The 10,876-nt window shown below is 71.8% G+C and carries 8 protein-coding genes and 1 pseudogene; 2 read left to right on the forward strand and 7 right to left on the reverse strand.

Annotation, left to right across the window (positions count from 1 at the left end; all coding sequences use genetic code 11):
* The 3 genes and pseudogenes from metX to BFF77_RS09490 form a co-directional block, all read right to left on the reverse strand.
* A pseudogene (gene metX, locus BFF77_RS09480) lies at positions 1-1,036 on the reverse strand (homoserine O-acetyltransferase MetX); the annotation flags it as partial.
* A gap of 116 nt (positions 1,037-1,152) precedes the next feature.
* Positions 1,153-2,532 carry a bifunctional o-acetylhomoserine/o-acetylserine sulfhydrylase gene (locus BFF77_RS09485; RefSeq protein WP_079124974.1) on the reverse strand — a complete coding sequence of 460 codons (1,380 nt, stop codon included), beginning with the start codon at positions 2,530-2,532 and terminating at the stop codon, positions 1,153-1,155.
* Positions 2,533-2,950: 418 nt separating this feature from the next.
* On the reverse strand, positions 2,951-4,063 hold the full coding sequence (locus tag BFF77_RS09490; protein WP_066946302.1) for a M24 family metallopeptidase: 1,113 nt from the start codon (positions 4,061-4,063) through the stop codon (positions 2,951-2,953).
* 567 nt (positions 4,064-4,630) lie between these two features.
* Between BFF77_RS09490 and BFF77_RS09495 the strand changes: the two genes are divergently transcribed.
* Positions 4,631-5,635 carry a phosphotriesterase family protein gene (locus BFF77_RS09495; protein WP_066946305.1) on the forward strand — a complete coding sequence of 335 codons (1,005 nt, stop codon included), beginning with the start codon at positions 4,631-4,633 and terminating at the stop codon, positions 5,633-5,635.
* Between the two features lie 197 nt (positions 5,636-5,832).
* On the opposite strand, the gene sbnB is transcribed toward BFF77_RS09495, so the two are convergent.
* From sbnB to BFF77_RS09515, 4 genes are all read right to left on the reverse strand, one after another.
* Complete coding sequence (gene sbnB / locus BFF77_RS09500) at positions 5,833-6,831, reverse strand: 2,3-diaminopropionate biosynthesis protein SbnB (RefSeq protein WP_066946309.1); 999 nt, start codon at positions 6,829-6,831, stop codon at positions 5,833-5,835.
* Entirely contained in the window at positions 6,825-7,895 is a 1,071-nt protein-coding gene (gene sbnA, locus BFF77_RS09505) for a 2,3-diaminopropionate biosynthesis protein SbnA (RefSeq protein ID WP_066946313.1), read from the reverse strand. The genes sbnB and sbnA overlap by 7 nt, the downstream gene beginning before the upstream one ends.
* 81 nt (positions 7,896-7,976) lie before the next feature.
* Positions 7,977-9,227: an MFS transporter gene (locus BFF77_RS09510; protein ID WP_066946314.1), complete on the reverse strand. Its 1,251-nt coding sequence runs from the start codon at positions 9,225-9,227 to the stop codon at positions 7,977-7,979.
* 146 nt (positions 9,228-9,373) lie between these two features.
* Positions 9,374-9,592 (reverse strand): MbtH family protein, encoded by a 219-nt coding sequence (locus tag BFF77_RS09515; protein WP_066946317.1) that lies wholly within the window; start codon positions 9,590-9,592, stop codon positions 9,374-9,376.
* Positions 9,593-9,921: 329 nt separating this feature from the next.
* On the opposite strand from BFF77_RS09515, the gene BFF77_RS09520 reads away from it, so the two are divergent.
* On the forward strand, positions 9,922-10,845 hold the full coding sequence (locus BFF77_RS09520) for a TauD/TfdA family dioxygenase (protein WP_211280191.1): 924 nt from the start codon (positions 9,922-9,924) through the stop codon (positions 10,843-10,845).
* The last annotated feature ends 31 nt before the right edge of the window (positions 10,846-10,876 follow it).

The following is a 10,876-nucleotide window of genomic DNA, read 5'->3' on the forward strand; positions in this document are numbered from 1 at the left end:
GGTCGGCGCCCGGGATGCCCGCCGCCAGCTCCCGCTGCTGGGAGGACGGATAGAGCCGGTCGGAGTCGACGCCCGCGACCAGCGCCGGCGCGGTGATCCGGCGCAGCGCGGCGGCCGTGCCACCGCGTCCCCGTCCCACGTCATGGCCGTTCATCGCCTCGGTGAGCACGACATAGCTGCCCGCGTCGAAGCGCCGTACGAGCTTGGTGGCGTGATGGTCGAGATAGGACTCGACCTGGTACCGGCCGCCGCGCCGGGGATCCTCCGTGCCCTGCGGCGTACGCCCGAACCGGACGTGCAGTTCGGGTTCGCTGCGGTAGGTGACATGGGCGAGCCGACGGGCCAGTCCCAGCCCGGTGTGCGGACCCCGCCCCGGTACGGCGTCGTAGTAGTCGCCGCCGTACCAGAACGGATCGGAGCGGATGGCGCGCGCCTGGATGGTGGCCCAGGCGATCTGCTCGGCGCTGGCGCTCGCCGTCGTGGCGAGCAGCATCAGGGCGCCCGTGCGCTCGGGACAGGAGACGGCCCACTCCAGGGCCCGCATACCGCCCATCGAGCCGCCGAGCACCAGCGCCCAGCGCCCGATGCCCAGTTCGTCGGCGAGGCCGGTCTCGGCGGCCACCTGGTCACGCTGGGTCAGCCGGGGAAAGGCCGAGCCCCAGGGCCGTCCGTCCTGCCCGGCCGAGGACGGTCCCGTGCTGCCCTGGCAGCCGCCGAGCACATTGGGCGCGACGACGAACCAGCGCTCGGTGTCCAGGGCCCGGCCAGGACCGATCAGCGCGTCCCACCAGCCGGGCGTGGGATGACCGGGTCCGGCCGGTCCCGCGACATGGCTGTCTCCCGTCAGGGCGTGCAGCACCAGGACCGCGTTGGAGGCGTCGGGAGCGAGCTCTCCCCAGGTCTCGTAGGCGATACGGACTCCCGGCAGCTCGGCACCGGACTCCAGGACGAGCGGCTTCTGCCTTGTCCACCACGCGCGGCGGCCCGGTGGGTCCCCCTCCCGCCAGGCACCGGTGGCCGGCGGGAGGGGGACGGATCCGGCGGGGGCGGACTCCGGTGGTCCGGGAGATGGCCCGGAACCGGAACCGGGCCCGGAACCCGAGCCCGGGGGCCGGGCCCCCGGGTGTGCGGAACCCGTATCGGTCCCGGTGTTCAGGACGCGCCCTTCGCCGCGCGGAAGCCGGCTTCCAGGTCGGCCCTGAGATCGGTGAGGTTCTCGATGCCGACCGACAGCCGCACCAGACCGGGCGAGGTGCCGGTCGCGGCGAGCTGCTCGGCGTCGAGCTGGCTGTGGGTGGTCGAGGCCGGGTGGATGATGAGGCTGCGTACGTCGCCGATGTTGGCGAGATGGCTGAACAGCTCCACCGCGTCGACGAAACGCTTGCCCGCCTCGACCCCGTCGCGCAGCTCGAACGCCAGCACCGCGCCCGCGCCGCGCGGAAGATAGCGCCGGGCGGCCTCGTACCAGCGGTTGGAGGGCAGCCCCGGATAGTGCACCGCGGCCACCTCGTCCCGCTGCTCCAGCCACTCGGCCAGCGCCTGGGCGTTGGCCGAGTGGCGCTCGATACGCAGCGAGAGCGTCTCCACGCCCTGGAGGAGCAGGAACGCCGACAGCGGCGACAGCGCGGGACCGAGGTCGCGCAGGAGCTGCACGCGCAGCTTGACCGCGAACGCGCTCGGGCCCAGGGCCGGCCAGTAGCGCAGTCCGTGGTAGCTCGGGTCGGGCTCGTTGAAGTCGGGGAAACGCTCGGCGTGCGCGCCGAAGTCGAAGGTGCCGCCGTCCACGACCACACCGGCGATGGTGGTGCCGTGCCCGCCGATGAACTTGGTCGCCGAGTGCACGACGATGTCGGCGCCGTGCTCGACAGGCCGCAGCAGATAGGGGGTCGGCACCGTGTTGTCCACGATCAGCGGGACTCCGGCGCTGTGTCCGGCCTCGGCGACCCCCTCGATGTCCAGGACGTTGCCGCGCGGATTGCCCAGTGTCTCGGCGAACAGCGCCTTCGTGTTCGGCCGGATCGCCGCCCGCCACGCGTCGAGATCGTCCGGGTCGTCGACGAAGCTCACCTCGATGCCGAACTTCGGCAGGGTGTGCCGGAAGAGGTTGTACGTCCCCCCGTAGAGGGAGGTGCTGGAGACGATGTGGTCGCCGGCGGAGGCGAGCGTGAGGATCGCCAGCGTCTCCGCGGCCTGTCCCGAGGCCAGCGCCACGGCGGCGACACCGCCTTCGAGCGCGGCGATCCGCTGTTCGAAGGCGTCCTGTGTCGGATTGTGGATCCGGGTGTAGATGTTGCCCGGCTCGGCGAGCGAGAAGAGATCCGCCGCGTGCTGGGTGTCACGGAAGACGAACGAGGTGGTCTGGTAGACCGGCACCGCCCGTGCGCCCGTGGTGGGATCGGGCGCGGCGCCCGCGTGCACCTGCTTGGTCTCGAACGACCAGGCGGAGGTGTCGGGGCCCTCGGAGATGTCCTCGGGCGTGTGCCCGGCGGTGACGGAATCGATCGGCTGTGCGGGCCGGCTGGGCTGGCTCATGGTTCTCCCTGGTGCGGTTCGGCTGGGTTGCCGGGCGGAGCGCGGGCTGAGCGGGCGGAACAGGTCTCGGAAAAGGGAACGAGAGGGCACGGTCGGTGGAGACGGGACGTCACGGAAGGACCGACCGGACGGGAGGGCACACGCTTCACGGCGACGGCGCACGGGGGCGCACACGCGCGGGGCGTCGTGTGCCGTGGCGGCAGCGGCGGGAGCGGTGGATCCGGCGGGCACGGCGGCCGGGGAAGCGGCGGCCGTGCCGCCCGGGGCACGGCGTCAGCGTGCGGAATGACAGCCGGTGCTGGTGACACGCCCGTAGTCCACGTGGCGGCGGGTCACGAGCCGGAGCGTCATGACGTCAGGGAACCACAGCACGGCGCCGCGTACAACCCGTCCGTTCCGCGGCCGGGGAGGCCGGACGTCAGGAGAGCACGACCAGTTCACGGCCGGTCCGGTTGAGCCGTTCACCGCCGTTCTCCGTGCAGATCACGATGTCCTCGATCCTGGCCCCGTAACGGCCGGGCAGATAGATGCCCGGTTCGACGGAGAAGGCCATCCCGGGCTCCAGCGGAAGCTGATTGCCCGCCACGATGTAGGGCTCCTCGTGGCTCTCCAGTCCGATGCCGTGACCGGTCCGGTGGATGAAGTACGCGCCGTACCCGGCCTCGGTGATCAGATCGCGGCCGACGGCGTCCAGTTCATGGGCGCGCAGGCCGGGCCGTACGGCGTCGGTCTGGGCGCGCTGGGCGCGCAGCAGCACCTCGTACGCGCGGCGGAACTCCTCGGGCGGCTCGCCCGGCGCGTAGACACGGGTGGAGTCGGAGCAGTAGCCCTCCTCGGTGGTGCCGCCGATGTCGACGACCACCGGATCGCCCGCCTCGATCACCCGGTCGGACAGTTCATGGTGCGGGCTGGCGCCGTGCGGTCCGGAGCCGACGATCACGAAGTCCACCCGGACATGCCCCTCGGCGATGATCGCGTCGGCGATGTCCCGGCCCACCTCGCGCTCGGTACGGCCCGGGCGCAGCCACTCCCCCATCCGCGAGTGCACCCGGTCGATCGCCGCTGCGGCGCGCCGCAGCGCCTCCGCCTCCGCCGGGGACTTGCGGGCCCGCAGCGCGTACAGCACCTCACCCGCGAGCACCTGCTCGGCGCCGGGCAGCGCGGCCCGGAAGGCCAGCGACTTCTCGGTCCACATCCGGTTGTCGAGGGCCACACGGGACAGGGCGCGCGGCAGCCGCGCGGCGATCAGGTCGTACGGGTCGTCGGTCTCGTTCCAGCCGGTGATCTCGATCCCGAGCCGCCCGGCGGGCGACGCCTGGGCGGCGGGCTTCTCCAGGGCCGGTACGACGAGGAACGGCTCGCCGCCGACGGGCAGGACGAGGCAGGTGAGCCGCTCCAGCGGCTGTGCGTCATAGCCGGTGAGATAGCGCAGATCGGCGCCGGGCGAGATCAGCAGGGCGTCGATCCGGGCGGCGGACGCGGCCTCCGCCGCCCGGCCGAGCCGGTCTGCCTGCGAGTTCGTCGTGGTCATCAGCGGGCCTTCCGGAACGGTCGGGAAACCTTGGACGATGTGTCGTGGCGGTGGGCCGAGGCCCACCGGGATCCTGGCTGAGCGTATCGGCGGCCCCCGGCCGCCCGCGGGACCGGGGTGCGTGGCCCCGGCACGGGACCGGGGCGCGGGCCGCGCGCGGGGCGCGGCCTGGGCAGGGCCCGGCATCGGCTCGTGAGAGGCGCGCGGTCGGCGGGGCCGGGGTGCCGCCGGAGCAGGGGGCGCTTCGATGTGTTCGATGACAGGACCGTGTGCGCCAAGCGCCGGGAGGATGCGCCTTCACAGGGCCGGCGGTGGCGGTGAGTCTGGAGGCGAGGGTGCTGGTGCGCCCACTGGTCCCGGAGAGCACGCGTCTCACAGAGGTGGAGGGTGTCCGCGGCGGGCCGCTCCACCGGCCGACCGGCCGCGCCGTACGGCGGCCCGGCCGGCCGTGCCGTGTGAGCCCCGCCCGTCCGGTCCGTCCCCGGTACGCCGGTCCGCCCTCGGCCAGCCAGTCCGTCCCCAGCGCGGCCGATCGCCGTGCGTCCACGCGTCATGCGGGAGCCCGACATGCTGTACGAAACCGCCTCTGCCACGGCCGAAGTGAACACCGTCCGTGGACCCGTGCCGGTCGGCGGGCTGGGGCAGGTCCTGATGCACGAGCACATCTTCGTCCTCAACCCCGAGTTCACCACCAACCACCCCGACCGCGCCGGGTTCCACGAGGCGGAGGCGGTGCCGCACGCGGTCCGGCGGCTGACGGAGCTCGCCGCCACGGGAGTCTCCACCATCGTCGACCCGACGGTGATCGGTCTGGGCCGCCACATCCCGAGGATCCAGAAGGTCGCCGAGCGCGTGGACCTCAACATCGTCGTGGCGACGGGGCTCTACACCTACGAGGACGTCCCGCACTTTCTGAGTCTGCGCGGTCCCGGCACACTGCTCGGCGGTGACGAGCCTCTGGTGGAGATGTTCGTCGCCGACATCACCGACGGCATCGCGTACACCGGGGTGAAGGCCGGCATCCTCAAGTGCGCGACCGACGCGCCCGGTGTGACCCCCGGTGTGGAGCGGGTCCTGCGGGCGGTCGCCCAGGCACACCGGGCCACCGGCGTACCGATCCTCACGCACACCCACGCCCAGACCCGCCGGGGTATCGAACAGCAGGACGTGTTCGCCGCCGAGGGTGTGGATCTGACCCGGGTGGTCATCGGCCACTGCGGGGACACCGCCGATCTGGACTATCTGATGTCGATCGCCGACCGGGGCTCCTTCCTCGGGATGGACCGCTTCGGCCTGGACATACTGCTGCCGTTCGAACAGCGGGTGGAGACCGTCGCCGCCCTGTGCGCGCGCGGCTACACGGACCGGATCGTGCTCGCGCACGACGCCTCCTGCTATCTCGACTGGCTCCCGATGCGCGATCTGCCCGTCCTGCTGCCCAACTGGCACTATCTGCACATCTTCCGGGAGGTGCTGCCCGCGCTGCGCCGGCGGGGAGTCACCGAGGAGCAGATCACCACCATGCTGGTCGACAACCCGAGACGGATCCTCGAATGCCGGGGCTCCTACTGACGCACTCCGGGAGCGCCGTGCGCTCCCGGAGGACGGGACGGCGACGGGACGGGCCGCGAGGGCACCGTCCGGCCGATCCCGCGCATACGGAACCCGCCCCTCGGGGCGGGTTCCGCCGTCACGTACGGATCACCGCTCACCCGTACGGACCGCACGCCCCTCAGCCGTACGGACCGCACGCGGATCACGCGCGGGGCTCAGTCGGGCGCGGGCAGGAAGCCGGGCAGCCGTGTCCCCAGCGAGAGATCCTCCGCCCTGCGGCGGACCAGGTCCGCGACCGCCAGGTCGAGAACGCCCAGACCGAACGGGGAGAAGACGGTGACCCGGTCCTCGGAGCGCGGGCCCGCGTCCGGGTCGGCGAGGACGGCGCCGATCGGTGCCTCGATGAAGTCGCGGCCACCGGTCCGCTGCTCGGCGAGATGGAGCGAGGTCGCCTCACGGCAGACATGGTCGGCGTCGTCCACGACGTTGACCGCCGCCAGCACGGAGTCCGCGGTGAGATCCCGCAGGGAGAGGTGGAGCACCAGCGTTCCGGGACGGCAGGCGTCGGTGGTCAGATACGGCGTGGCGGCCGTGGTGGCGAGGCTGACCAGACGGTGCGTGGCGAGTGCCTCGTCCGCCGTGCCGGCCGAGGAGACCTTCAGATCGGGCCACTGCCCGGCGCAGCGGTCGGCGAACGAGCGCACGCGGTCCTGGTCCAGATCGAACAGCGTGACCTCCGCCAGATCCGGCAGCGCCGTCCGCAGGAAGCGGAGCACCTCGAAGTTGATCACGCCGCAGCCGACCAGGGCGACCCCGGTGTCGGGTGTCCGCGCCGCGAGTGCGGCGGCGGCCAGTGCGGCGCTCGCCGCGGTGCGCCGCGCGGAGATCACGGAGCCTTCCACGAACGCCTCGGGCATTCCGGTGGCCATCGAGTTCATGATGACCGCCGCCGACGCGCGCCGCAGACCGGCCTCGACATTGCCCGGGAAGGACGAGACCCATTTGATCCCGGCGACCGGTGTCTCGTCGCCCAGATAGGCGGGCAGTCCGATGATCCGGTTGCGCCGGTCGTCGGGAAAACGCAGGAACACCGAGTGCGGCAGCGCCGTACGGCCCCGCTCGTGCAGCACATAGGCCCGGCGGACCACTTCCAGGACATCCTTCTCGGCGCCGTCGAGAATCCGGTGCACGTCCTGGGCTCCCAGGATCAGCATGACGCCACCCCCATCTCGGACATCTCGGTCTCGGACATCTCGGACCTCTTCTCCTTCCACAGGTGGGACACATCACCGAAGTGACGGGTGACCCAGTCGTCGTTGTAGATCGTGTCGAGATAGCGCTCACCGCGGTCGGGCAGGATCAGCGCGACGTTCGAGCCCGCCGGGATGCGCCCGCTCATGGCGCCGAGGGCGGCGATCAGCGCCCCCGTCGAGCCGCCGGCGAGGATGGCCTCGCGGGAGGCGAGCCTGCGGCAGCCGACCACACAGTCCAGATCGGCGACATGGACGACCTCGTCGGCCAGACCGTCGCGGTAGAGACCGGGACGCACCGCCGCGCCATGGCCGGGGATCAGCCGGGGGCCAGGGGGGTTGCCGAAGATGGCGCTTCCCTCGGCGTCCACCGCGACCACGGTGACCGGCAGCCGGTGCTCCCGTACGTACTCGGCGCAGCCGCGCAGGGTGCCGCACGAACTGGTCGCGCAGAAGAGGTAGTCGAGTCCGCCGGGAAGACTCCCGACGATCTCCCCCATGGTGTTCCGATGGGCCCGCGGATTGAGCGGGTTGGAGTACTGGTCGGGCCAGTACGCGTGCCGGATCAGGCCGGTGAGTTCACGGATGCGGCGGATACGGACCGGAAGGTATTCGCCGGTCGCCGGATCGGTCTCCCGTACGACCTCCACCTCGGCTCCCAGCGCGCGCATGATCGCCACGTTCTGCTGGTTGGTCCGTGGATCGACGACGCAGATGAACCGGATCCCGTAGTACGCGCACACCTGGGCGAGGCCGATGCCCAGATTGCCGGAGCTGGACTCGACCACGACCGAACGGCCGGGCACGATCCGGCCGTCGCGGATGCCCTCGCGCAGCATCTCCAGCGCGGACCGGTCCTTCATACTGCCGCCGGGGTTGTGCGCCTCCAGCTTGGCGTAGGTACGGAACGGCCTGGACGGGTCGAGCCTGACCAGTTCGACCAGCGGTGTGGCTCCGATGGTGCCGAGCACTCCCGCGGTTCCGGGCACCCCGGCGGGTCGTACCGATCCGGTGTCAGACGGCAGCATGTCTCGTCCCCGTCCCGGGGAGTCGCGGTCCGAGCGTCGTGCGAAACACGGTTGTTCCTCCTTGGCAGTGCGTCGGTCTTGTCAGGAATCCACCGAGTCAGCGGTGCTCCGCCGTACCGAGCGGGAGAAGGTCGCGGCGCAGGCCAGCAGCACCATCCAGACGGCGAGGGCGGCGGCGGCCCGCCGCGGCCCGACCGCGTCCAGCAGCAGCCCGCCGACGAGCGCGCCTATGGGCAGGGCCCCGGCGGACAGCATGCTGGTCGCCGCGAGGACACGGCCGCGCAGCCGGTCCGGGGTGACGGCGAGCTGGTAGCTGCCGACCGCGACATTCCACACGGGCCCGACGAACCACATCGCCGCGTAGGCGACCGTGAGGACCACGAGGTGGTCGGCGTACACGATGACGCCCATCAGCAGCGCCCAGACCCAGTTCGCGCCGATCACCAGGGCGGCGAGCGGGAATCTGCGGCCGAACCAGTTGGCGGCGAGCGAGCCGAGCACACCGCCGGCTCCGGCGGCACCGACCATGAGGCCGATCCCGGCCGAGGAGGCCCCGTCCGCGGTGGCCATCACGATGACGATCAGGAACAGCGCGCGGAAGAGGAGGTTGCTCCCCGCGACCAGCAGGGTGGTGGCCCGTACGAACGGCTGGTCCTTGAGCCAGACCAGCCCTTCCCGGACCTGGGAGGCCATCCCGCCGGTACGCCGCGTGGTCGGCTCCGCCTCGAAGTCCTTGCGCACGAAGAGCAGGGTGACCAGCGCCACCAGATAGGACACGGCGTCGAGCAGGAACGGGACGGAGCGTCCCACGCCGAAGAGGATGCCTCCCAGCGGCGTACCGAGCATGGTGGCCGCCCGGCCGCGTGCCTCGTTGCGTGAGAGCGCCTGGCGCAGCTGGCCGGGGCCGACGACGTTGGGCACGGCCGCGTGCGCGGCCAGTCCGTAGAACACGGACAGGGTGCCTTCGGCGAACCCGACGACCAGGATGTGCGCCAGACGCAGTTCACCGAGGACCATCGCCGCCACGATGCTCGCGGCCCCGAGGCAGCGCAGTACGTCGCACCAGATCATCAGCCGTCTGCGGTTCCAGCGGTCGACCAGCGCACCGGCCGGAAGCTGGAACAGCAGGGTGGGCAGCAGGGCGAAGAAGCCGGCTGTGCCCGCGTCGGACGCCGAGCCGGTCAGGGCGAGGACGAGCAGCGGATAGGCGACCGTGGAGGCGGTCGAGCCGACGATGGAGACGGCCGACCCGCTCCACAGCAGCATGAAGTCGCGATTGCGGTGGAGCGGTGTCACCGGGCGGTCGGGCGGGGACTTGGCGACGGTGGTCATCGTGTGTCGCCTCCCGCGGTGGCCGGTACTCGCCCTGCGGCGTACCGGCCCGGCAGACCGCGTTCGTGGGTCCTTGGCATGGTCATCAGTCAGGCACCTCGGCCAGCGGGGTCCGGTACGGGTTCGGGTACGGCGGGCGGGACGGCTCAGACCTGGACGGCGCCGTCCATCTCCCGGCGCAGGCTGAGCGGGCGCATGTCGGTCCACACGGTGCCGATATGGGCGAGGCAGTCCGCCCGGCTGCCCCGGGTGCCCTCCGCGTGCCACCCGAGCGGCAGGGCCCGGTCGGCGGGCCAGACGGAGTACTGCTCCTCGTCGTTCACGACGACCTGGTGCATACGCTCGTCGGTGTGTTCCTCGGCCATGGCGGCCCTCCTCGGCTTCACGGTCGCGTCAGGGACGCCACGTGATCAGTGGCGACGGAAGCGAGCCTGCCGGTGGTCCGGCGCGGCTTGCAGAGAAGAAAGCGCAGAGTGGCGGGCGTACGCGCTGCCGACAGTGCTGCCGCTTGTTCTCTCGTCCGGGCGCGGCCCGCGGCTGAGGCTGAGGCGCATGACTGCGAACTCATCCGCACCGGCGACGGACCACCGCCCGCGCGGACTCCGGGCGGTGGTCCGTCGCCGGACCTCTCCGAGAGCGTGCCGAGACGAGCCCCGGGGCGAACGCCGGTACGGGAAGCACCCTGCCGTTCATCGTGCCGGCCGCGGCACCGGGCACACCGGTGGCCGAATTCCTGCCGGAGGCCCGCCCGTTCGTCCGGGAGCGGCTGCGCCAGCACGGCGCGGTGCTGCTCCGCGGATTCGACATCGGCGGTGTCGAGGGCTTCGAGGACGTCGTACGCGCGGTGTCCGGCGAGCCTCTCGCCTACGCGGAGCGCTCCTCGCCCCGCAGCACCATCAAGGGGCAGGTCTACACGTCGACGGACTATCCGCCGAGCGAGGAGATCTTCCTGCACAACGAGAACTCCTACCAGGCCACCTGGCCGATGACACTGTTCTTCTACTGCGTGCGGCCTCCGGAGACCCTGGGCTCGACACCGCTCGCCGACACCCGCCGGGTGCTGCGTGCCATCGATCCCGCCGTACGTGCGGAGTTCGCGGCCCGTGGCTGGATGGTGGTGCGCAACTTCATCGAGGGCTTCGGGGTGCCCTGGCAGCAGGCGTTCAACACCGACGACCGCGCCGAGGTGGCCCGTTACTGCGCGCGCAACGGTGTGGAGGTGGAGTGGACGGGCGCCGGCGGACTGCGCACCCGGGCCCGCCGGAAGGCCGTGCACACCCATCCCGTCACCGGTGAGGAGGTGTGGTTCAACCACCTCTCGTTCTTCCATGTGACCACGCTGGCCGAGGAGATCTGCTCGGGTCTGCGGGAGATGTTCGACGAGGACGAGCTGCCGACCAACACCTTCTACGGCGACGGTGAGCGCATCCCCGACAACGTCGTCGCCCATCTGCGCAGTTGCTACCGCGCCGAGCAGCGGCGCTTCGACTGGCAGCGCGACGACGTGCTGCTGGTGGACAACATGCTGGCCTCGCACGCGCGTGAGCCGTTCACCGGCCCGCGGAAGATCGCCGTGGCCATGGCCGAGCCCTCGGACGCCGTCTCCGGCCCGGCGTGAGCGCGGCGAACCCCCTTGGCGGAGCGTCCCG

Source organism: Streptomyces lushanensis (assembly GCF_001700515.1).
In the GTDB taxonomy this organism is placed as follows: domain Bacteria; phylum Actinomycetota; class Actinomycetes; order Streptomycetales; family Streptomycetaceae; genus Streptomyces; species Streptomyces lushanensis.

What these genes read in the sequence shown, in the direction of transcription:
- BFF77_RS09485 (WP_079124974.1), bottom strand. Translation starts at nt 2,532, where the DNA reads ATGAGCCAGCCCAGCCGGCCCGCACAGCCGATCGATTCCGTCACCGCC.
- BFF77_RS09490 (WP_066946302.1), bottom strand. Translation starts at nt 4,063, where the DNA reads ATGACCACGACGAACTCGCAGGCAGACCGGCTCGGCCGGGCGGCGGAG.
- BFF77_RS09495 (WP_066946305.1), top strand. Translation starts at nt 4,631, where the DNA reads ATGCTGTACGAAACCGCCTCTGCCACGGCCGAAGTGAACACCGTCCGT.
- sbnB (WP_066946309.1), bottom strand. Translation starts at nt 6,831, where the DNA reads ATGCTGATCCTGGGAGCCCAGGACGTGCACCGGATTCTCGACGGCGCC.
- sbnA (WP_066946313.1), bottom strand. Translation starts at nt 7,895, where the DNA reads ATGCTGCCGTCTGACACCGGATCGGTACGACCCGCCGGGGTGCCCGGA.
- BFF77_RS09510 (WP_066946314.1), bottom strand. Translation starts at nt 9,227, where the DNA reads ATGACCACCGTCGCCAAGTCCCCGCCCGACCGCCCGGTGACACCGCTC.
- BFF77_RS09515 (WP_066946317.1), bottom strand. Translation starts at nt 9,592, where the DNA reads ATGGCCGAGGAACACACCGACGAGCGTATGCACCAGGTCGTCGTGAAC.